Source organism: uncultured Treponema sp. (assembly GCF_946187725.1).
Taxonomy (GTDB): domain Bacteria; phylum Spirochaetota; class Spirochaetia; order Treponematales; family Treponemataceae; genus Treponema_D.
Window position 1 is genome coordinate 1 of the sequence record NZ_CAMHSK010000028.1, and the last position, 22,556, is coordinate 22,556.

Sequence of the window (22,556 nt, forward strand, 5' to 3'; positions counted from 1 at the left end):
GTCTGTAAGGATTTTACAGCAGCTAAAGGTGATTCAGGATATATGGAAATATCCTGGATATAACTTTGAAAAACTTGAAGGAACAAATCAGTATTCCATGCGTCTTGACAGGACATGGCGGCTGATTATGGAAATTGATTGGACTAATGATGAAAAAACAGTCGGAATCATTGGTCTTGAAGATTTAACTCATCACTATCAGTGATGGAAGGTACATATTATGAATGCAAAAGAATTAAAGCCATTTTACAATGTTGGTCCTGGTGATTTTATTTTGGACTTTTTGGATTCACTTGGATGGACGCAGGCAGATTTAGCGGAAGTAACGGGATTCAGTGCAAAATCAATCAATCTTCTCATTAATAACAAACAGGGAATTACTCCTGATACAGCCGTTACTTTGGAAAAAGTTTTTGGCTCGCCGGCTGATTTTTGGATTGAAGTTGATGCAAAATATCAGATTCGAAAGAGGGAAGAGCAGAATTCTGAAAAGAACGAACTGACTGCAAAAAAGGCAATGCTTCGAAAATATATGCCTGTTGCAGAAATGAAGAAGAAGGGCTGGTTTTTGTATGATATAGATACTCTTGAAGGAATAGAAAAGGAATGTCTGCGCGTGTTTAATCAGAAATCCATTCCTGAAGAAGAATATAACAAAGATTATAAATTCTGTGCACGGCAGACCAGGTTTGATTATGACTATACCTTGTGGTACAGCAAAACTTGGTTTGAATATGCAAAACTGCATGCTGCAACTTTTGAACTTCCAGCTTACAATAAAGAAAAGCTAAAGAAAATTGCGGAGAATCTTTTTTCATATACTTTAAAAACAAATGGCGTAACGGAATTAATCAATGATTTAGCATCATGTGGGGTCGGTTTCTTCGTTTTAAGTCATTTGCAAAAAACTTATCTTGATGGAGCTGCTTTTATCTGTAATAAGAATCCCTTTGTAGTTTATACCTGTCGCTATGACAGAATCGATAACTTCTGGTTTGTTGCTGCCCATGAAATTGCTCATATTCTAAGTCACTATGATTTTTTGAATGAACCGATTCTAGATAATCTGGATGAAAAAGCAGAAACAGAAAGGGAAGTACAGGCTGATTCTTTTGCAGGAAATTATTTAAATCAGGATAAGGTTATCGAAGCCGGAAAGCAATACGGAAAATATTTGAATTCTTCGAGACTCAGTCTTATAAGTGAGCAGTCACAGGTTTCTATTCCTGTGGCTCTTGGAATGTTGCAGCATTTTGGTTTATTGGACTGGCGGCAGTTTGCAAAATATAAAGAACATGTTAGGGACATTATACCTGAAGAACTTATTAAGGGATAAGCAACTGTTCGGAATTTCCGAATAGTTCCCCCGGCACTTGTTCCGCCCTTGCTCTTTCCTCGAAAAAATCTTATCCTTATACTGTATGAAAGGTCTATCAATAAAAGCTCAAAGATTGCTTACTCAGGATGCCCAGACTGAAGGGCGTAATTCATCTCTTCCAGAGCTTCTTCCAGAACATGTGCTTCTTGCCATCCTCAAAAATGGCGACAATATGGCTTACAGTGCGCTTAAAGTTCTCAATATAAATGTTCTATCATTTCAGCTCTTAATCGAGCAGACACTCTCTAGTTTGCCGCGTGTGACTGGTACTCAAAGTTTTTCGGCACTTTCTCCTTCACGAAGGCTCCGCACGCTTCTTGATGTGGCGGTTATTGAGTCTCGTTCTCTTAGAAGTGACTATGTTGGTACGGAGCATCTTCTTCTTTCTGCAATCCGTGAAGAAAATTCGGCTGCATTCAGATTTTTCCAGAGAGCATCCATTTCACTCGATACAGTTCGCAATGTAATCCGAGATTTGCTTAATGAAAATGGCGGTGAAGACCAAAATTCGGGCGAAAATCGGGAACCAGAATTTGCAAATGCACGGAATAATGAGCAGCCAAATCCGAAGAAAAAATCATTTCTGGACGAATTCAGCCGCGATTTGACAGACCTTGCCAAAAAGGGCGAGCTTGATCCTGTAATCGGGCGTACTACAGAAATTGACCGTGTGCTTCAGATTTTGAGCCGTCGTACAAAGAATAATCCGATTCTTGTCGGTGAGCCAGGGGTCGGAAAAACTTCGGTTGCAGAAGGACTTGCTCAACGAATTGCAAGCGGTGAAGTTCCATACAATCTGCTTCAAAAGCGTGTCCTTCTTCTTGATATCACGGCGATGGTTGCGGGAACAAAATATCGCGGTGATTTTGAAGAGCGAATGAAGCGAATGATGAAGGAAGTCAAAGAATCTGGCAACATCATTCTTTTTATCGATGAACTTCACATGATTATCGGGGCAGGAAGTCCTGACGGTACAATGGATGCAAGCAACATCTTAAAACCGGCTCTTTCTCGTGGTGAATTGCAGCTTGTTGGTGCAACGACTTTCAAAGAATATCGAAAGTACATTGAAAAAGATTCTGCTCTTGCCCGAAGATTCCAGCTTGTCAGAATTGATGAGCCTTCAAATGACGAAACGATTCAGATTCTTAACGGCTTAAAGCCAAAATACGAAGAATTTCACAATGTAACTTATGATGATGGCGCGATTGAGGCAATCGTCAAACTTTCATCAAGGTATATTCCAGAAAAATATCAGCCGGATAAGGCAATTGATTTGCTGGACGAAGCCGGAAGTGCAAAAAAAATCACTTCAGAAAGCAGGCCCGCTGAGCTTGCGGAACTTGAGAAGTCTATCGAAGATTTGAGTCATGAAAAAGAAGCTCTCGTCGCAAATCAGGATTATGAAAGGGCTGCAATGATTCGTGACAAGGTTCGCGATTTAAAGCAAAAGCTCGATGATTTCAACAATTACTGGAAAAATAATGCTGTTTCTGTCCGAAAACATGTCACAGTTGCTGACATTGCAAAAATCATCTCGGAAATGACCGGAATTCCTGCACAGCAGCTTGATTCTGCGGAAAGCGGCCGTCTTTTGGACATGGAAAAGGAGATTCACAAGGATGTAATAGGGCAGGACGAGGCTGTAAAATATCTTTCAAGTGCAATCAGGCGAAGTCGTGCCGGAGTTTCAAGTCCAGACAGACCACTTGGCTCTTTCATTTTCCTTGGACCAACTGGAGTCGGAAAAACCCAGTTGGCAAAGGCGATGGCAAAATTCCTTTTTGGTACGGAAGATGCTTTAATCCGAATCGACATGTCTGACTTCATGGAAAAACATACTTCAAGCCGCTTAGTTGGTTCAGCTCCTGGTTATGTTGGCTACGAAGAGGGCGGTATGCTCACAAACAAGGTTCTCCAAAAACCTTATTCAGTAGTTCTTTTTGATGAGATTGAAAAGGCTCATAATGAAGTATTCAATCTTCTTCTTCAGATTTTGGAAGAAGGTGAACTTTCAGATAACCTCGGTCATACTGTCAATTTCAGAAACACAGTCATAATCATGACAAGTAACGCGGGTGCCCGTAGCATCACTGCTGATAAAAAGCTTGGTTTTGCTCAGCTTGATGACGGTTTTTTGCCACCTTCTGAAATCAAAGCAAATGCGATGGAAGAACTCAAGAGAATCATGGCTCCAGAATTGATTAACCGAATCGATGATATAGTTGTGTTTAATCCTCTCAAGCGTGAAGAAATTTCAAAAATTCTTGACATTCAGATTGCTGAATTGGAAACTCGCCTTTCCGAAAAGAACATTCATCTGCTGCTCAAACCAAAGGCCCGCGACTATCTTCTTGACCACGGATATGAACCGAGCATGGGGGCGCGCCCAATGAGAAGACTGATTCAGAACGAAATCGAAGACCAGCTCGCGAATTTAATTCTTGGCGGTAAAATTAACGAGAGCGGGGAAGTTGAAGTCACTTTTGAAAAGGAAAAACTTTTGGTCAAGCCGGCAAAAGTAAAAGCAAAAACTGAAAAAATAACTTTTTAGAAGAATATGAGAAAATTGTTTCCTTATTGCAATTATTTGTGCTATAATAGCTAATAAGATTCTCATTGCAGAAGACTACGGAGAGATTTTCTCCATGAACACCTACAGGGTGAGCTTAAAAGGAGTACTTTTATGACAGTCACAAAAACACAGAATGATACAAGTGTTACATTAAGCGTTGAAGGTCGTCTTGACACGATTACATCGCCAGATTTAGAAAAAGAAATTGCGACAATCTCGGATGCAAATGAACTTACAATTGATTTTGCAAAACTTGATTACATTTCTTCTGCTGGTCTTCGTGTTTTGCTTTCTACACACAAGAGTTTCGCTAAAAAAGGCGGAATGACAATCATCAATGTAAGTGAGACTGTACTTGATATTTTCGATGTCACAGGTTTCAAAGACATTCTGAATATCAAATAGTTTTCTCTCAGGAGATTTTATGAAATCTGACATCTGTAAACTTTCTCAGGACAAAGAAAGCCTTGCTTTAATTTTGGCAGAAACAGAAAAGGCTGCTGCCTATAACAATCTAGAAAAAAAAGAAACTGGTCGTCTCAGACTCCTTGCAGAAGAACTTGTCGGCATGCTTCCAGAACTTTTGTCTTTCAGTATAGGAGAATTCTGGGTTGAAAGTAATGACGGGGCTTTTGAGTTGCACACTTCGCTTACACCTGATGCTTCTATGACTTCAGAAAGGCGTGAAAAGGTTCTTGCTGTTTCAAGTTCAGGAAAAAACGCTGCTGCCACAGGTATCATGAATAAAATCCGTCTTGCGGCTGAATTCATGATGCTTGATTATGTTGAAAATACATCTGCGGTTGCTATGAGCCATGAATTTTATGAAATGGGTATGACAGCTATCCCTGTTTTCAGTTCTGTTTCATGGTCACTTGATGCATATCGCAAAAGTTCAGAGCAGAATTCTGACAATGAAAAGTGGGATGAACTTGAAAAATCAATCATCGCAAACATTGCTGACGATGTTGTTGTCGGTGTTCAAGGCAAAAAAGTCGATATAATCGTAAAAAAAACATTTAAAAAATAAATAAAGGAAATTAAAATGAACAAAGCACTTGAAATTCTAAAAGAACGCGGATTTTTCGCACAGTGCACTGATGAGCAGGGCTTGTCTGACTTGATGGACAAAGGTCCTGTCACTTTTTATGTAGGTTGTGACCCAACAGGTCCAAGCCTCCATATCGGGCACATGGTTCCATTTTTTGCACTTCGTCATTTGCGTAAGGCAGGACACATTGGAATCGCATTGATTGGTGGTGGAACGGCAAGAATCGGTGATCCTTCTGGCAAGACTGAAATGCGTAAGATGATTACTTATGAGCAGATTGACCAGAATGTTGAGACAATCAAAGCTCAGCTTGATAAATTTATCGGTTTCGACGGTAAGACTGCTTTTTCTGCAAACAACAAAGACTGGCTTGCAGACCTAAATTATATCGATTTCTTGCGCGACATAGGCTCATGCTTCTCTGTAAATAAAATGCTTTCTTTTGAAGCTTACAAGCAGCGTCTTGAGCGCGGACTTTCTTTCATTGAATTCAACTACCAGCTTTTGCAGAGCTACGACTATCTTTGTCTTCACCAGAAGCATAATGTTCAGCTTCAGATTGGTGGAGACGACCAGTGGGGCAACATTACAGCCGGAGTTGATCTTATCCGAAGAAAACTTGGTGGAACAGAAGAACTTAACGCTGCTCATAATGTATTCGGTCTTACTTTCCCTCTCATTACGCGAAGTGACGGTAAAAAGATGGGCAAGACCGAAAAAGGTGCAATTTTCCTTGATGAGTCAATGACAAGTGTTTATGACTTCTTCCAGTACTGGCGAAATGTTGCAGATCCAGATGTTGAAAAATTCTTCAAACTCTTCACATTCCTTGAAATTCCTGAAATTAAAGAGATTTGTGCGGGCGACATCAATGCGGCAAAAGAGCGCCTTGCATACGAAGTCACAAAAGAGATTCACGGCGAAGAAAAGGCTAAATCTGCGCTTGCAGGTGCAAAGGCTGCATTTAGTGGTGAAGGTGACAAAACACAGATGCCAACTGTTGAAGTAGCAAAGGCAGACCTTGATGCAGGACTTGGTGTTCTTGCCTTGTTTGTAAAAGCAGGTCTATGTGCTTCAAACGGTGATGCGCGTCGTCTCATTCAGGGTAACGGGGCTTCTTTGAACGGAGAAAGCCTTTCTGATCCAACACTCAAATTGACTGCTTCAAATCTTGATAAAGATGGCGAGATGGTCTTGCGTGCAGGAAAGAAAAAGTTCTGCCGTGTAGTTTTCAAGTAATAAGCAAAACGGATTAACGATATATTTGAATGCATAAAAAAAAGGCTTGCGTTTCATCATTGAAGTGAAGAGCAAGCCCTTTTTGTTTTTAAGTGATTGTTTACAGAGTATTTAACAAGAACTGTTTAAGAAGTTTTTTCCAAGCTTCTTTACCACCTGTCAGATCATCAATCTTAGTATAAGAGCTTCCGTTTGTGATTGCTGCCGGTGCCTTTGGATGTATAGACTGTGTGCTTGTGTCCCGCAAAGGTGCCTTTGACCAGTAAATCGCAGCCCATTCTGCACGACTTCCTTTGAAAGACAAGTCTTCAAGAGATTCGGCCTTGCTTTTGGTGAATGTTTTGGTTGTATAAGTTCCTGTTGCTAAGCCAAGACTTTTGACTTCTGCCTTTGCAAAAAGAACCATTGTGATTCCAGGCTCACATGTAAAATCAGATTTTAAATTTGAAGAACCTGATGTACCTGTAAGAGTGGTGTCGTTGTAAATAATTGAAAGATACAAATTGCTTGCTCCATCACCGTCCCAGTCTATCGGCATTTCACACCATGTGTTTGACGGTGCGAGAGATTCCAGATCTTCTGACGAACAAGATGTAACTAAACTTGAAGTCAAGAGCAAAACTGCTGCTGTAACAATCGTGAAAATCTTTTTCATTTTTTGATTTCTCCTGAAAAAATACCCCCTCATATTTTGAGGGGATATATGTTTTAGAACTGATATTTTGCGCTCAACTCAAAGAAGGCCTTGTCATGGTTCTCTGAATCAGCAGTGAAGTTGTAGAATTCGCCGTTTTCGTTGTTGCTGTAGATGTATGCGCCGCGTGCTGAAAGGATAAGTCCCTCGCTGACATTGTAAGCAATTTTTGGAACTACTACAAATTCTTTGCATTCGATTCCGTAGATGCCCTGAGCTTCAACAGTGAGCTTTTCGTTGAGGAATTTATCAGAAAGGAGTGCAATGACTTTGTTTCTGATGTATTTTCCATCTGAATTATAATCAACATCTGTTGCTTTCAAAGCCTGTGGTAAATCTTCAATTTCATTGTTTTTGAGGACGAATGATCCTGTTTCCTGAACATTCAAGTTGAGGTTGTGGATTGGAAGATCGATATCAAATCCTACTACCCAAGCAAGTGAGTTGTTGTGAACATAAGGATCTGTTCCGTCAAAGTCTTCTGTGAGATTATATGCAACTTCCCATCGTGTGTTGAGTTTCCATACAACGAAAGCAGCTTCCAAACCGAAGACCTGCAACTGGTCGTACTGCAAGAATTTGTCATCTTCTTCGATTGTTCCGCCAGCGAGATATTTCTGAAGATACGGAGTAAGTTTTGCATAATTGAAAGACGGCTGTTTATAGTGACCATAGTAGTAGCTTGTACCCCAGTCAATTCCTGCTACAGTTCCTGTGAAGCGCAATCCAGCCTGTCCATATCGAAGAGAGTAGGTGTCAGGATAGAATGAATCAGGATCAAGTGAAGAGGCGGCGTTAAGTGCTGTGAGGTAATTAACAGCGGCTTCACGATATGCTGCTGTAACATCATCACTTGTTGCGAAAGTAGTACCAAGTTCTTTGTTTACATTCGCAATTATTCCGTCATATGCTCCCTTTTTTGTTTGTTCTGCAACTTGTGCGCTGATATATGCGGTCTTGGCATTGTTGAAGGCATCCTGAGCGGCAGTATAATTCTTGTAATAATCGTTTGTAGTATCATTAGCGTCAATTGCACCACCCTCAACAGCTGTCTGATATGCTACTGCAGCTGTCTGATATGCGGTTCCTGCTGCGGTAACATTAGCCTGTGTTGTTCCGAGTGCTGTGCTTGCAGCAAGCCATTCTGCGTATGCAGCATTTACAGCACCGGTTCCTGCTGCAAGAGTTGCAAATTTACCGTAAGCTACAGGAAGCAAACCTGTATTCGGATCTGCAACAAGATTTGTCACTGTATTTGTGATTTTTGTTGATGCAGCTGGTACCAGTTTTCCGTTTGCAGCAAAGCGGTCTGGGGTCATCCATGGGGTGTAAACTGCATCAAGTTTGATGTTGTAATCCCATGAAATGTTTGCTGTAGCCTTAAACATTACTTCGCCAAGACGACGGTCGATGTAATCCGGAAAAATGAAGTCTGTGTAATCATTTGCGTTGAAGTTATCAAGAACATGAACTTTGTCGCCTTTGCCCCATACTTCCTTGAGTTTACCGGCTTTGAGCTGGAAACGACCTTCTTTGAAACTTCCGCTTGCAGAAACTTCATCGATTACATCTTCCGGATGATCCTGAAGTGTTGCTGCATCAAGCTTGACTTTGAGGTTTCCGTTTGTGTAGTCACCATCATAGTTGAGCTCAAGATTTGCATAGGCTGTCGCATCCATTTCTGTTTTGCTCAAGTCGTAAGCACTTTTGTAAGCCTTTGTGTCATAATTTGTATCATTATTTTCTGCTCCAATCCAGGCACGGGTTTCTGCACCAACTTCGCCTGTGATTGTGACAGCTGAAGAAGATGATTCTTCGTACGAATCTGAACCAAAATCATCTCCGCCGGCAAAATCAAAATCCTGTGCAAAACTGAATGAAGCAAGCGATAGGGCTGCCATTGTAAATAAAACCTTTTTCATTGTTAACTCCTATTTTGTAATTCCTCGTTATTTTGCTTTTCCTGTTGAGAGGAACTGCTGAGTGAAATAGTTAGGTGAAATTCCCGCATCCATGACAGGATTCTTTACTTCCAGGGTAGTGTAGCGGCCAGTGATGTTATTTACTACGCGAGCCTTCATACGCATTGCATATTTTTTACCTGTTTTTGAAGTAAGATACATCCAGTCATCTGTGGTGTAAACCTTCATGATTCTGTTGTGGTCTTTTTTGTCGTAGTAGTCAATCTTTGCAGGAAGGTATGATTCTTTGTCGATGTACTGAATGCGGTACGAATATTCAACCTCTGACTTCTTGAAAGGTGTCGATTTGATTTTCCAGCAATTGTATGTTTTGCCGCTCGGAACTGTAACCGTTTCGTTCTCTGAGAGCATTTCATGCTTGTCATCGTCAACATTGCGGATTGCCATGTCGTTATAAGTGAACTCACATCCTACGAACTGCTTGTATCGCTCGCCCATAGGAATTCGGCGTACCTGACGAAGTTTTGGCTGATAAATCCAACGGTCATCTTCACGGCCATTTTTTTCCATCTGGAGAACGCGAGTGTCCTTTACTTTTGGTGGTCCTTTGATGTCGAATACAGTCTGAACGAGTCCGTTTACTTCACGGCCATACTGATACATCGGCATTGGTTCCTGAGAACCGTCTTTCTCAATGTTTGTGAGCTGCATGAGAGCCTGAGATGTATCTGGTACATCAAGCGTAGACTGCTTTTTGATAATGTCATAGGCATCATCTGCAAATGCCATAGTTCCGAAAGCAAACGCAAAAGATGCAAAGACAAATTTCTTTAAAAGTTTCATAAATACTCCTTATATTATGGGAATGTTTTACCCTAATTTAATGATTCTAACACAGAATTTTTGAGATTTCAAATTCTTTTTTTAAACTTAATTGAAATCTTTTGAGAAAGTTAAATTACGGCTTATTTTTCCGCAATGCTATTCTTCATCTTCCTCCTTCAAAATTTCTTCGAGAGTCTGAAGCAGTCCACGGAGAGGGATAAGCGCTTCTTTTAGTCTGAGTCTGTAGAAAATCTGAGTTCCGTGCTTGACTGGCTCAACAATTCCTACATCTTTAAGGACTTTTAAATGATGAGAAATGGCAGGTCGTGAGAGAATCGATTTACCAGCCAGATCCGCAACATTGATTCCTTCTTTGCCGGCAAACGCCAGATCAAGACAAAGTTTTTGCCTTGTGGCATCACCGAGTGCGTTGAATGTCTGTATGCAGGTACGAAATTCTTCGCGTGCCTGCTCCATTTTTTCGGGGTCTATCATTTTCACCACCTTTCTGCTTAAAAATAACTTGACAGAGCCTCAATCCGTTGTTATATTAGGTTTATCAGTTTAATTCTTTGAACGGATTATAAACGATTCGTTCCCATTTTGCAAGTAAATTTTTATTTTGGGAGGATTCCTATGATTAAAAAAATGCTGAAAGCTTCCTGGCTCATCATTATTGCGAGCCTTGCTGTAACAGTGTTTTTTGGATGGCAGCTCCGCACAATCTCTATTGAGAATACAGTGCGAATGTACATGCCGCAGAGTTCAGAATCTTATCAGCGTATGCTCAAGGCTGAAGAAGATTTCGGAAGTATGATGGTACTCGGAATTTCCTTGGAAACTTCGGGCGATACAATTATTACACCTGAGTACATTCAGATTGTTCAGAACATCACTGAGCAGGTTGACAGTGTTCCTTATGTTGAAAGCATTGATTCTCTTTCAAACATTGACTTCGTAGTAGGTGAGGACGGCGGTCTAAAAGCTTCAAGCCTTATTGGCGGAGATGATTACACTGGTTCAGCAAAGGACATGGCACTGATTAAGCAGCGTCTCATCGACTGGCAGGAAATGTACAACCGCGTAATCATCACGGATGACGGCAAAACTACCCAAATCATGATTACGCTTGAGCCAAAAGACGAAAACGGAGAAATGCTCAATTCAAAACGCCAGATGTCTTCATTGCACGAAATTCAGAAAATCTGTGAAGAGGCTATCAAAGATTCTGACCTTGAAGTCCGATATTTCGGTGACCCGGTTTTGAGTGATGACGGTTACAATTTCATGATTTCCGACCTTCTCATTTTGATTCCGTTTGTTGCACTTGTAGTACTTCTTTCGCTTTATTTCTCTTTCCACACATGGAGCGGTACAATTCTTCCATTAATTACAGTTTTGATGTCTACAATCTGGTCTGTCGGCATCATGTGTATGCTTCATATCACATTTACAATTATTGGAAGCGTAATTCCGGTTTGTCTCGTAGCCTGTGGTTCTGCATACGGAATTCATGTACTTACTCATTATTACATTGCTCTTGATAAGGTTGAAGGCGAACTTACAAAAGAAAAGCACGCTGAAGTAATTGAATACGGTCTCAAAGATGTCTGGGTCGCAGTCGTTCTTGCTGGCGTTACTACAGTGGCAGGTTTCATCTCAAATATTACAAGTCCGATTATGCCTCTCAAATCATTCTCTGTATTTGCTGCGGCCGGCGTTGTATTCTCTCTTCTTCTTTCAATGACTTTGATACCATGTCTTCTTTATGTTACTCCGCTCAAATATGTCGGAAGACACAAAGACCGCAAAAATCGAATTTCAACAAAAATCCGCATCAGACTCGAAAAACAGCTTAAAAGACGCTACGGTCGTTCTGCAGAAGAGGCAACTTCATCAACATTGTATTCTATATATCACTTCTTCTCAGGCACAAAACCTCGTCTCATCGTTTCGACAGCAGTTATCATTCTGGCAGCTGTTATCGGATTCAAAATGCTCATCGTTGATACGGCTCTGGTCAACTACTTCCCGAAGGATTCAAAATTCCGTCAGGACATCACTTATGTAGATGAGCATCTTGCCGGTTCAAACACACTCTATTTGATTATCAGCGGTGAAGAAAAAGAAGCGGCCGAAAATGAAGCCGTAAGCGAAAATTCTACCGCAGATGACATTGCAAGTGATTTTGATTTCTCTGATTCGTCTGATTCTGTTGCTGATGATTTCGATTTCGGTTCTACAGAATCTGATTTTGACTTCGGAGATTCAGGTGATGACTTTGGCTTTGACACTGCTGATTCAAGTGAATCTGAGGCTCGAAAAGAATACTACATGCTTACCAATCCTGAGATTCTTGTCGCCGTTGACGGATTGCAGGAATATATTCTTTCACGACATGAAGGAATCGGTAAGATTGTTTCTTTCACGACCTTCATCAAGCGAATGAATCAGGTTATGAACGCACCTGTAAACGATGACGAACGGCTTTCTGCTCATATTTCTGTACAGGAAATGCTCGAAAAACTCCATTCGGCATACACTGCAGCAGGCGGAAAGGATGCAAGCGTACAGGACATCGTTCTTGAACTTGAGCGCCAGATTAACTTCAACGGACTTGATTACTACGAGATTCCTTATGATGTTGCAAAATATCCTGTTTCGAACCGCGAAGAACTTGGAGATTTGGTTACACAGTACCTTTACCTTCTTTCAAGCGAGCAGATTCAGCGATTTGCAAACAATATGACTATGCCGACAGCAATCAGGGCACAGGTCCAGCTTCGTACTCATTCAACTGCTGACACCGCTAAAATCATCGCGGATGCTCAGAATTATGCGGCAAAGCACTTCCCGGAAGGCTACAAGCTTGAAGCTACAGGAAACGGTGAAATGGAATATATGATGACCAAAATGGTCGTTGACAGCCAGACAACAAGTATCGCACTTTCACTTGTCATGGTATTCCTGATTATCTCACTTTCATTCAAATCACCGTGGGCAGGCATCATTGGTGCAATTCCGCTTGGATTAACGATTTTGCTCAACTTCATGGTTATGGGCTATTTTGGAATCGCACTTGACCTCTGTACAAGCATCATCGCGAGCGTTGCAATCGGTGTCGGAATTGACTACACGATTCACTTTATGGAAACCTACCGTGCTCAGCGCGCCTTGACTGACGACCTTGAAAAAGTCACAAAAGACACCTTCAAGACTAGCGGCAAGGGAATCCTTACAAACGCAATCGCAGTCGGACTCGGCTTCTGTGTTCTGCTTCTGTCACGATTCATCATTCTCCGATATATCGGTGCATTGGTTGCAGTCGTAATGTTCACAAGTTCGGCACTTTCAATGACTGTAATTCCTGGCCTTCTTAATGCCTTCGATCCAAAATTCATGTGGTCTAAGGAACAGAAAGAAGCCTATAGCAAAAAACTTAAAGAAGAAAAGTAAATTAATTTGTAACCTTAGTTTGGTTAGTTAGTTTAATTATTTGAACGGATTTGGAAAGCGTGCTTTCAATCTGAATAAATTAAGGAAGCGGCTCAGGCATAGCCTTCGCTGAGACTCGCTAAAAACCTGTCTCACAGGTTTTTGCCCTGCTTCGCAGTGCCGCTCCCTAGGAGGTATTACTATGAAAATGACAAAAAAACTTACCGCTTTGGCTCTTGCTCTCGTAATGGGAACATCTGCATTCGCTCTCGACGGAACAGAAATCATGACTAAAGTCTATGACCGACAGAAACCAGACTTCTCTAAGGCTTCAGTTAAGCTCACACTCGCAAAGAACGGAAAAGTTGAGGAAGAACGAAATGTCGGCGAATACGGCCGCTGCAAAAACAATCTTTCTGATGTAGTTATGATTTTCCTTTCACCAGCTTCTGTAAAAGATACTCGCTTCCTTGCAAAAGAGAATGAGGGTAAAGACGATGACAAATGGATTTACCTTCCATCACTCAAATCAACACGCCGTGTAGCAGCAAGCGATGGCTCAAAGGCATTCGTTGGCACAGATTTCTCTTACGATGATATGAGCAGCCGCAAGGTTGAAGAAGACACACACGAACTTCTCAAAGAGAGCGAGGACAAGGGTAACTTCAAGGATTTGTATGTTGTAAAATCAACTCCAAAAGACCCAAAATCAAGCCAGTATTCTTACAGAATCTCATACATCACAAAAGATGCATGGATCCCGACTTACATCGAGCTTTATGACAAAAAAGGAAAGCTCCTCAAAGTAAATGAGATCAAAGCAATCAACAAGATGCCAGGAACCAACAACCGCGTTTACAATGTTCCGATGGAGAATGTCATGACAAATGTTCAGACAGGTCACTCTTCAACAATCAAGATGGTAAACATCACAGTTGATAAGCCGCTCCCGGACCGCTACTTCACAACAGACTTCTTGAACACTGGTAAATAACGAAGTCAAAATTACATCCATGTAATTCAGAGTTTGCCCCGCAGAAAGCACGAAAACGAAGGTGCTTTCTGCGGGGCTTTTTTTGTTTTTGGACATGAATTACTTTTTTTGATATAATTCCTGCATGAAAAAAATTAAGGCGATTCTTTTTGATATGGACGGCGTGCTTCTTGATACAGAATCTGTTTGTAAAATTTGCTGGTATCGTGCCGCCGAAGAATGTGGACTTGAAAACATCCAGAAGATTTTCATGGAGTGTGTCGGTTGCAACAGGGGAGACACCATAAGGCTCCTTTCAAAATACTTTCCCAGCGAAAAAGAAGCCTTTGACTTTCGCGAGCGAACATCTGAACTTTTTGATGTGATAGAAAAAGAAGAGGGCCTGAAAAAAATGCCTTTCGTGATTGACTGTCTTGAACGACTTCAAAAATCTGGTTTCCGGCTCGCTGTGGCAAGTTCAACACGGGCAATAAGAGTTCATCCGCAGTTAAAAAATGCCGGAATCTTTGATTATTTTGAGACTTTGACCACTGGTGACATGGTAACTCATTCCAAGCCTGACCCGGAAATCTATCTAAAATCAGCAGAATCACTTGGACTTAAACCAGAAGAATGTGTTGCCATTGAGGACAGCCCTAACGGTGTCCGTTCTGCTTTTTCTGCTGGAATCAAATGCATAATGGTGCCTGATTTAATTCCTCCGGATGACGAAATGAAGCAAAAATGCTGGAAAATATTTTCAAATCTAAAAGAAACCGCTGAATTTTTGTGTGCAGAGTAACAGGCGGGCAGTGCGGATTAAGCGCGGTAAGTGTTAATCATCACTTCCATTAAAATCTAAAAACGATGCTTGCACGGCTCTTACATCTGTGGTTAAATATTATAAAGAGGATTTTATGAAAACATCTATAGCATGTATCGCTTTTGACGGCGAAAAAATTTTAATTGCCCACAGAAATCCCACTGGTCAGATGGGAAATCGCTGGGAATTTCCTGGCGGTAAAGTAGAAGATGGCGAAACTGAAGAAAATGCGATAGTCCGAGAATTTGAAGAAGAATTTGGTGTAAAAGTTCGCGTCGGTGAAAAAATTTGCGAAACCTTCTTTATGCACAACGGTCAGCAGATTGCCCTTCATGCTTACGAAATCACCGTTCCTCATGATGGAATTGCTCAAAAATATACGCTTACAGAGCATACTGAATACAAATGGGCTTTCCCGGCCGAAATTCCAACGCTTTCATTTGTTGATTCCGACATGCTGATTTATCCTGATGTCGTGAAGTGGGTAGCAGGAAAAAAATGATTTGCTTTAACAAAAAAATCATCAATTCAGTAATTTTATCATCAATCCTCTTTCTTGCTTCCTGCAGCAAAAATAACGCTCAGCTTGAACTTCAAAGCCTGTCTCCTTCAGAACTTTCTCCCAGAATCGAGTGGGCTTTAATTGCAGATCCGTATGTTGCCTGTAGAAAAGATGCAAGCTATGAGTCGGCGACAATCTCTTCATTCAGAAAAGGCGAAATCCATGAAATCAAGGGGAACCGCACTGTTGTTGTCGATGAAGAAACCAAAGAACTCTGGTACGCCATTGAAGACGGATGGATTCCTTCTTATTCTGTAAAAGTCTATTCAAACAAGCTTAAAGCCGAAGCTGCCAAAAAAGAACTGAAATAATAATACTTTTCTTATAATACAAAGGAAAAATTTCACAAAAAGAATATCTCATGATAGAATAGAAAGATGTCTCTCCTTATTAGAGAATTTATTCTACAATGCAAGAGGTGCTTTCTATGAAAAAACTAATCCGCGTCGTCGCATTGACGATGATGTTCCTTCCCGCCTTGAATTTTGTTTCATGCTCCAGTGACAGTAGTGATTCGAAAACTGAAGTCACAAAATCGGATATCAACACTCCTGAATCCGAAAAACAAGATGGAAAAAAAGATGAAAATGAGAATCCGTCTGGTGACCAGGAGGGAAAAACCGACGAAACCGATAAGCCAAACGGCGACAATTCCGGGGAATCAGGTCAACAGGGTGAAGAAATTTCAAATGAACCCAAAACTTTGGCTTTAGATAATACTGATTCTGCATTTGCCGTTCCAGAGATTAATAAAAGTGGTTTCACAATTACATTTGATAAGGATTCAGGACAGAATGAACCTGCCGCGTTTGGCGATGGAATAAGGCTTTATGCAAGTAACAAAATAACTGTTACGCCTCTTGCTGATTCGACAATGACAAAAATCGTTTTTGTTGAGTCTAGTAATCAGAAAAAAGGCACTTTGTCGGTTTCAACAGGTACTATAACCCAGCCAACAGGAACCGCAGAAAATGAAGTTACATGGGAAGGAGCAACTTCTTCTCCTCTTGTTATAACAGTTGGTTCAACAGGTCAGTTCCGCTTCAAATCAATTGCGATTACATATAAAGGCGGAATAACACCTCCTTCTGATGATGATTCTGGCAATCAGCAGGGCGGTGGAAGCAGTGGGTCCGGCGAACAGGACTTAACTGGTGATGAGCAAATTGAACTTCCAGAAAATACATCTTTTACTCCAGGAGATGCTCATACAACAGGTTTCAATGAAAATTCCGCTTTGTATTTAGGAAATCCGACAGGAGCCGCTACAAATGTGACTCTCGAAAACAATTACTTGATGCAGAAAATGACATTTGCACTTTCTTACAATAATACGACTCACAATCCAAACTGGGTAAGCTGGCATTTGTGTAAAGATGACATGGGCGGCTTACCCAGAGCAAGTTTTACAGCGGATACAGCACTTCCAGATGGCTGGTATCGGGTAACGGATAATGATTACAAATCTGCTACATTTAATGGATATGGTATGACCCGTGGCCATATGTGTCCGAATATGGATAGAAATAAGGATGAGACAATTCAGAAAGAAGTATTCCTTATGACAAATATGGTTCCACAGACTGCAAATAACAATAATACAGTCTGGGCTGGGCTTGAAACTCAGGAAGTCGAATGGGCAAATCAAGGCAAAGAACTTTATATAATCTGCGGCCCATATGGAATTGGCGGAACCTATCATCGCACTTCGGTAAATTTCATCGGAACTGTCTATGGAAAATCAACAAGGCTCAACTATATTTCCATTACAAATCCTAATAATGCCTCTGATCCGGGAATTGTTGTTCCTGCTACAACATGGCGCGTTGTTCTTATTATGGACGAAGGTACCGATGATTTAACTCGTATTACAGAAGAAAATACTACTGCAATCGCAATTAACTTGCCAAATACTTACGAGTGCAAATATACATCAACAGGCGCTCAAAAAAACTGGAAAGATTACATCTGCACAATCGACGAAATCGAGGCGCTTACAGGCTATGATTTCTTCGCAAATCTTCCTGATGATGTTGAGAATGTAATTGAGGCAAAACGCTATCAGGAATAGGGCGCACAGGAAATTGCAAAAAAGCAAATTCCCAAAACTTTGAAAATGTGGCATAATATTCTGATATGAATAAATCAAAAATGCTCACATTTGTTTTTGCAGGCGGCGGAACGGGTGGTCACATTTATCCCGGTCTTGCCGTTGCTCAGGAACTTCGTTCTATTGCAGAAAACAATAATCAGGAAATAAAGATTGTCTGGCTTGGAAATTCCACCGGCATGGACAGGGTTTTGGTTGAAAAATCAGGTTCTGTTGACGGTTTTGAAGGGATTCCAAGCGGAAAGCTCCGCAGATACTTTTCTTTCAAGAATTTCACAGATTTTTTCAAGATTTTTGCAGGTTTCGTTAAGTCATTTTTTATTCTATTAAAGTTAAAACCTACCGTACTTTTTTCCAAAGGTGGTTTTGTAAGTGTTCCTCCGTGTATGGCTGCAAAATTGCTCCGAATTCCAGTTTTCACTCATGAGTGTGATTTTACTCCTGGACTTGCAACTAAAATCAATTCACGCTTTGCTTCAAAAATCCTCATATCTTACGAAGAAACAAAAAGATATCTGGGACCTGCAAAGGCAAAAAAAGCTGTCGTCACGGGCAATCCTGTCCGTCCTGTTTTCTATTCACCAGATCCAGAAAATGGAAGAGCCTTTCTTTTTGACGGACGCAGTGACTACGACAGCGAAAAACCAGTTCTTCTTGTTTTAGGCGGAAGTCTTGGTGCTCATCAGATTAATGAGCTTGTTGCTTCAAATTTGGACTGGCTGACAGAGCGTTTCAATGTGGTTCATCAGTGCGGTGCAAAGGATGCAGATCTAATGCCCAAAAATCATGACGGTTATTTCCTTCATCCGTTCATTTACAATGAAATGTGCGATGTCATAGCCTGTGCGGACATTGTTTTGAGCCGTGCGGGGGCAAATTCAATCTGGGAATGCTCTGTTCTCGGGAAGCCTATGGTATTGATTCCTTTGTGCGGTTCTGGCACTCGCGGCGATCAGGTAGATAATGCGCGATTCTTTGAAGAAAAGGGGGCTGCAATCGTTCTTCTGGGGGAATATGCAGACAGCGACTATCTGAAGTCAGCTCTTGATAAAATGAACGAAACCACTTACCGTATGAATGCAGCACTTGCGTCAAAATCTCTTTCAGAAGGAAAGTGTCCTGCACGCAAAATTGCAGAAATCGTTTGGGAGGAAAAATGACATTTACTTTTATAGACATCGTTTTTTTGATTATTATTGCGGCTTTTGCCATTATGGCGATGATTCACGGTTTCATTCAGGAACTTTTTGGTAAAATCGCAGTGATTGCTGGTGTTGTTGCAGGATTTTACTTCTGCGGTCTTCTTGCACCGCATATTTCAAAAATCATAAAGATTCCAGCTGTTGATGTGGTTCTTGCTTTTATACTGGTTTTTATTACCGCTTTCCTTCTTGTAAAAATCGTGCAAATTATTATCAGTACAATCTTTTCTGGCGAAATCTTAAAAAGTCTTGACCGGGTTTTGGGGCTTGCCTTCGGTGCAATTGAAGGCCTTCTTATTGTCAGCTGTATTTTAATCGTACTTAAAGCCCAGGTTTGGTTTGATTTTGATTCGCTTACAGATTCCAGCACAATTTACAGGATTTTAGCACCATATCTTTCTTCCCCAATCAATTACATTCGGGGGATGCTTGCCTGATGTTTGACAATCTTCTGTATCAGAATGCTTCGTCTCTTCTGCGTGAAGACATTCTTAATGGCCGTTTGCCGGGAGCAATTCTTCTTGCAGGACCTGTTTCAAGTGGTAAACTCACCTGTGCTCTTGAAATTGCACGAATTCTTTCCTGTTCTGGCCATAATCAATACAATCAAAGAGGGCACTGGCTTTGTGACTGTCCATCCTGCAAAAAGAACAAGGAACTTTCAAATACAAATGTGCTTCTTGCAGGGCCTCGTGACTGCTCTCTAGAAATTCTTGCGGCAAAAAAAGCTTTCATTCAGGCCTCATTTGACAATTCGAGTTTTCTTCCTGCCGTACGCTATCTTTTTATCCGTTCCGTGCGTAAATTGACGATGCGTTTTTCTCAAATCCTCTGGGAAGGCGATGACAAGCTTTCAAAGATTGCACCTGTCGCAGCGGCAATCGATGAACAAATGGAAAAGCTTAATCCAGACAAGGATTTACCAGATTCAGATAAACTCGAAAAAATCTGTGATGACATTGTAAAAAACTGTGAAAAACTTGAATCCGGTTTTATGTATGATTCGCTTCCAGTCAATCAAATTCGCCGGGCTTCTGTCTGGGCTCATTTAAAATCTGTTTCCGGCAAAAAAATCTTCATAATTGAAAATGCAGACCGTATGCTTGAAAGTGTGAGAAATGCCTTGCTGAAAATCCTCGAAGAACCGCCGGAAGACATGGTTTTTATCCTCACGACCTCAAACAGGGGCGCTGTGATGCCAACAATCCTTTCCCGTGTAAGGACTTACAATTTTACAGAACGCTCGTTGCCTCAGCAGCAGGAAGTCGTAAACAGGGTTTTCCATGCTCGTGGGGGAGATGAAAAGCTTCTCATAAATGATTATCTTCAGCTTTTCCTTCCTGTAAAGCCTGCTGAAATCAAAAAAAATGCCGATTCCTATTTTAATTTTTTAATGAACGGTCAGATTCCTATGGCAGATGCAGTCGTTAAAGAATGTAATGGATTTGAACCTCGATTCCTTCTTAAAATTTTTCTTACAGGAATCATGGAAACGGCACGCGGCTCGGATTTTTCTCCAGCCAGAAGTGAAGTCTGCTCAAAAATCGTGGATTTTGTGCGTGAATGTTACAATGGCGTAATAATTTTCAATCAGTCACCTGTTGCAGCAATCGAACGCCTTTCCCGTGATTTATCGAGCGTTAAACGAGAACTGTCTTTGTAAAATACTTCTTTTGACGACATATCTTTTTTGTGGTATAACTTTTGATTATGGAAGAAAAAAAATACATACGCCCGACTTGGGACGAATACTTTATGGAAGTCGCCCGCACTGTTGCCAAAAGAGCGACCTGTGATCGTGGTAGAAGCGGCTGCGTAATTGCACGCGACAATCAGATTCTTGTTACTGGTTATGTCGGAAGTCCTGCAGGTTTACCACATTGTGATGAAGCAGGGCACTTAATGAAAAAAATGCTCCACACTGACGGCTCAATAACTCAACACTGTGTCCGTACTGTACACGCTGAGCAAAATGCCATCTGTCAGGCCGCAAAACGAGGAATTTCAATCGATGGCGGAACCGTCTATTGCAAGATGACTCCATGCCGTACCTGTGCAATGCTCATAATCAACTGTGGAATTAAACGGGTAGTTTGTGAAAAACATTATCATGATGAAAGTGACAGCCTTGAAATGTTCAAAGAAGCAGGAATAAAAATCGAGCACCTGGAAGACGAAGTTCAGAAATACAGTGATATGTAGGAAAAAAGTTCCTCACAGAGTTTTAGAGAGCAGAGAGAGAGTTGAATAAAAAATAAACCACAGATTAAACAGATTAAGAAATATATAATCTGTGCCATCTGTGGTTAAAAAATCTCTGTGCGCTCTGTGAGAAATTTATTACAGATTTTCAAGCAACCATGTCTTGAAATCGTCGTAGCTGTTTTCCATTGGAATTGCCTTGTCTTCAAGTTTCATAACTTTTTCGAGGCGATCCGGAATCAATGGAGACTGACCGATTGCTTTATGAACTGTGGCGCCGAATTTTGCAGGATGAGCTGTTTCAAGGATGATACCGACAGCTTCTTTGTTGATTACTTTGTCAGCCCATGACGGAAGATTTGGTGTAAGACCTGGCTTTGTAAAGTCGTTCTTTGTACCATTTTTGAGAGCTTCCATTCCACCGTGTCGGATATCGCTCCATGCTTTCCAGCCTACAGCTCCATGCGGATCAATTGTATATCCAGTCTTTGAGAAACAGTTTTTGATTGAATCGATGATACCATCATTGTCGAGCCAATATGAAGCAAAAAGCGTACGAACTTGTTCCAGAGAATACATTGACTGAATTCTTTCGTAATTGCTTGGTGCTCCGACATCCATTGCATTTGCATAGGTTTCAACTGAAGGACGAGCTTTATAATCTCCTGTTGCAATCCAATCTGGAATTGTGCGGTTTGAGTTTGTTGCGGCAACAAAACCTGTGATTGGCGCACCCATTTCGCGGGCAATCAAGCCTGATGTAAGGTTGCCAAAGTTTCCACTCGGAACTATACAGATAATTGCAGGATTTTCAATTTTGTTGTCTGCCCAAGAGCGTGAACGCACTGCAAGGCTTGAATACATATAATAGAAGCTCTGTGGCAAAAGTCGTGAAATATTGATTGAATTAGCTGATGAAAGGCGGAGTTTTGAACGAAGCTCATTGTCCGTGAAAGCTGTTTTTACGAGCTTCTGACAATCATCAAAGGTACCCTTTACTTTGAGGGCACGAACATTACCATCGAATGTTGAAAGCTGTTTTTCCTGAAGCGGGGAAATTTTTCCTTCCGGATACAAAATTGTGACATCAAGACCTGGAACATTGTGGAATGCAGAACCAACTGCAGAACCTGTATCACCGCTTGTAGCGACGAGGATATGAAGTGGTGTAGACTCATTTCTGTTGAAATAAGACATCGTGCGTGCCATGAATCTTGCACCGAAATCTTTAAATGCACATGTCGGACCATGGAAAAGTTCAAGAATGTATGAAACTTTATCAACAGGCACTACCGGAGCTGTGAACGGGTAGGCATCGGCAATAATTGCCTTGAGGTCTGAATCGGGGATTTCACCCTCAACGAACGGTTTTGCCATTTCAAAAGCAATATCCCTGAAAGATGGTTCAGGAGTTTTGTTGATGAAACTTGCCGGCAACTTTGGAAATGAAGTCGGAATGTACAATCCGCCCGTCTTTTCGTTCATTCCGTTCATAACGGCAGTCTTAAAATCAGTCTTTACAGATTTGTCTCTTGTGTCTGTGTAAATCATATTTATCCTCGTTT

21 protein-coding genes are annotated in these 22,556 nt (G+C 41.1%); 16 read left to right on the top strand and 5 right to left on the bottom strand.

Annotated elements, in window-relative coordinates; genetic code table 11:
• From Q0Q74_RS10145 to tyrS, 6 genes are all read left to right on the top strand, one after another.
• The coding region (locus Q0Q74_RS10145) for a hypothetical protein (RefSeq protein ID WP_294430484.1) at positions 1–205 on the top strand (205 nt) is incomplete at its 5' end.
• 15 nt (positions 206–220) lie between these two features.
• Positions 221–1,336, top strand: coding sequence for a HigA family addiction module antitoxin (locus Q0Q74_RS10150; protein ID WP_294430487.1), 1,116 nt, complete (start codon positions 221–223; stop codon positions 1,334–1,336).
• 85 nt (positions 1,337–1,421) lie between these two features.
• Complete coding sequence (locus Q0Q74_RS10155) at positions 1,422–3,932, top strand: ATP-dependent Clp protease ATP-binding subunit (RefSeq protein ID WP_294430490.1); 2,511 nt, start codon at positions 1,422–1,424, stop codon at positions 3,930–3,932.
• 132 nt (positions 3,933–4,064) lie between these two features.
• Positions 4,065–4,358 (top strand): STAS domain-containing protein, encoded by a 294-nt coding sequence (locus tag Q0Q74_RS10160; protein WP_294430492.1) that lies wholly within the window; start codon positions 4,065–4,067, stop codon positions 4,356–4,358.
• Positions 4,359–4,377: 19 nt separating this feature from the next.
• Positions 4,378–4,983 carry a hypothetical protein gene (locus Q0Q74_RS10165; RefSeq protein WP_294430495.1) on the top strand — a complete coding sequence of 202 codons (606 nt, stop codon included), beginning with the start codon at positions 4,378–4,380 and terminating at the stop codon, positions 4,981–4,983.
• A 15-nt stretch (positions 4,984–4,998) separates the two neighbouring features.
• Positions 4,999–6,243: a tyrosine--tRNA ligase gene (gene tyrS / locus Q0Q74_RS10170; RefSeq protein ID WP_294430497.1), complete on the top strand. Its 1,245-nt coding sequence runs from the start codon at positions 4,999–5,001 to the stop codon at positions 6,241–6,243.
• Between the two features lie 100 nt (positions 6,244–6,343).
• Here the strand turns inward: tyrS and Q0Q74_RS10175 are convergent, their stop codons facing one another.
• From Q0Q74_RS10175 to Q0Q74_RS10190, 4 genes are all read right to left on the bottom strand, one after another.
• Positions 6,344–6,898: a hypothetical protein gene (locus Q0Q74_RS10175; RefSeq protein WP_294430499.1), complete on the bottom strand. Its 555-nt coding sequence runs from the start codon at positions 6,896–6,898 to the stop codon at positions 6,344–6,346.
• A 53-nt stretch (positions 6,899–6,951) separates the two neighbouring features.
• Positions 6,952–8,859 carry a hypothetical protein gene (locus Q0Q74_RS10180; protein ID WP_294430500.1) on the bottom strand — a complete coding sequence of 636 codons (1,908 nt, stop codon included), beginning with the start codon at positions 8,857–8,859 and terminating at the stop codon, positions 6,952–6,954.
• Between the two features lie 27 nt (positions 8,860–8,886).
• Positions 8,887–9,702: an outer membrane lipoprotein-sorting protein gene (locus tag Q0Q74_RS10185; RefSeq protein ID WP_294430502.1), complete on the bottom strand. Its 816-nt coding sequence runs from the start codon at positions 9,700–9,702 to the stop codon at positions 8,887–8,889.
• 138 nt (positions 9,703–9,840) lie between these two features.
• Positions 9,841–10,179, bottom strand: a complete 339-nt coding sequence (locus Q0Q74_RS10190) for a helix-turn-helix transcriptional regulator (RefSeq protein WP_294430505.1) — start codon at positions 10,177–10,179, stop codon at positions 9,841–9,843.
• Between the two features lie 141 nt (positions 10,180–10,320).
• Between Q0Q74_RS10190 and Q0Q74_RS10195 the strand changes: the two genes are divergently transcribed.
• The 10 genes from Q0Q74_RS10195 to Q0Q74_RS10240 all read left to right on the top strand — a co-directional run bounded on the left by Q0Q74_RS10195 (position 10,321) and on the right by Q0Q74_RS10240 (position 20,991).
• The gene (locus tag Q0Q74_RS10195) at positions 10,321–13,140 is read left to right on the top strand and encodes an MMPL family transporter (RefSeq protein WP_294430506.1); all 2,820 of its coding nucleotides are present in this window, start codon (positions 10,321–10,323) and stop codon (positions 13,138–13,140) included.
• Between the two features lie 181 nt (positions 13,141–13,321).
• Entirely contained in the window at positions 13,322–14,113 is a 792-nt protein-coding gene (locus Q0Q74_RS10200; RefSeq protein ID WP_294430508.1) for an outer membrane lipoprotein-sorting protein, read from the top strand.
• A 124-nt stretch (positions 14,114–14,237) separates the two neighbouring features.
• Entirely contained in the window at positions 14,238–14,894 is a 657-nt protein-coding gene (locus Q0Q74_RS10205; RefSeq protein WP_294430510.1) for an HAD family phosphatase, read from the top strand.
• 115 nt (positions 14,895–15,009) lie between these two features.
• Complete coding sequence (locus Q0Q74_RS10210; RefSeq protein WP_294430512.1) at positions 15,010–15,417, top strand: NUDIX domain-containing protein; 408 nt, start codon at positions 15,010–15,012, stop codon at positions 15,415–15,417.
• Entirely contained in the window at positions 15,414–15,788 is a 375-nt protein-coding gene (locus tag Q0Q74_RS10215) for a hypothetical protein (protein ID WP_294430514.1), read from the top strand. Before Q0Q74_RS10210 ends, Q0Q74_RS10215 begins: the two co-directional genes overlap by 4 nt.
• A gap of 116 nt (positions 15,789–15,904) precedes the next feature.
• The gene (locus Q0Q74_RS10220) at positions 15,905–17,548 is read left to right on the top strand and encodes a DNA/RNA non-specific endonuclease (RefSeq protein WP_294430518.1); all 1,644 of its coding nucleotides are present in this window, start codon (positions 15,905–15,907) and stop codon (positions 17,546–17,548) included.
• A gap of 80 nt (positions 17,549–17,628) precedes the next feature.
• Positions 17,629–18,747: an undecaprenyldiphospho-muramoylpentapeptide beta-N-acetylglucosaminyltransferase gene (murG, locus tag Q0Q74_RS10225; RefSeq protein ID WP_294430546.1), complete on the top strand. Its 1,119-nt coding sequence runs from the start codon at positions 17,629–17,631 to the stop codon at positions 18,745–18,747.
• Complete coding sequence (locus Q0Q74_RS10230) at positions 18,744–19,226, top strand: CvpA family protein (protein WP_294430521.1); 483 nt, start codon at positions 18,744–18,746, stop codon at positions 19,224–19,226. The genes murG and Q0Q74_RS10230 overlap by 4 nt, the downstream gene beginning before the upstream one ends.
• Positions 19,226–20,452, top strand: coding sequence for a DNA polymerase III (locus Q0Q74_RS10235; RefSeq protein WP_294430524.1), 1,227 nt, complete (start codon positions 19,226–19,228; stop codon positions 20,450–20,452). Before Q0Q74_RS10230 ends, Q0Q74_RS10235 begins: the two co-directional genes overlap by 1 nt.
• A gap of 47 nt (positions 20,453–20,499) precedes the next feature.
• Positions 20,500–20,991, top strand: coding sequence for a cytidine/deoxycytidylate deaminase family protein (locus Q0Q74_RS10240; RefSeq protein ID WP_294430525.1), 492 nt, complete (start codon positions 20,500–20,502; stop codon positions 20,989–20,991).
• A gap of 138 nt (positions 20,992–21,129) precedes the next feature.
• Here Q0Q74_RS10240 and thrC read toward each other — a convergent pair whose 3' ends face one another.
• Positions 21,130–22,542 (bottom strand): threonine synthase, encoded by a 1,413-nt coding sequence (gene thrC / locus Q0Q74_RS10245; RefSeq protein WP_294430528.1) that lies wholly within the window; start codon positions 22,540–22,542, stop codon positions 21,130–21,132.
• Positions 22,543–22,556 lie beyond the last annotated feature (14 nt).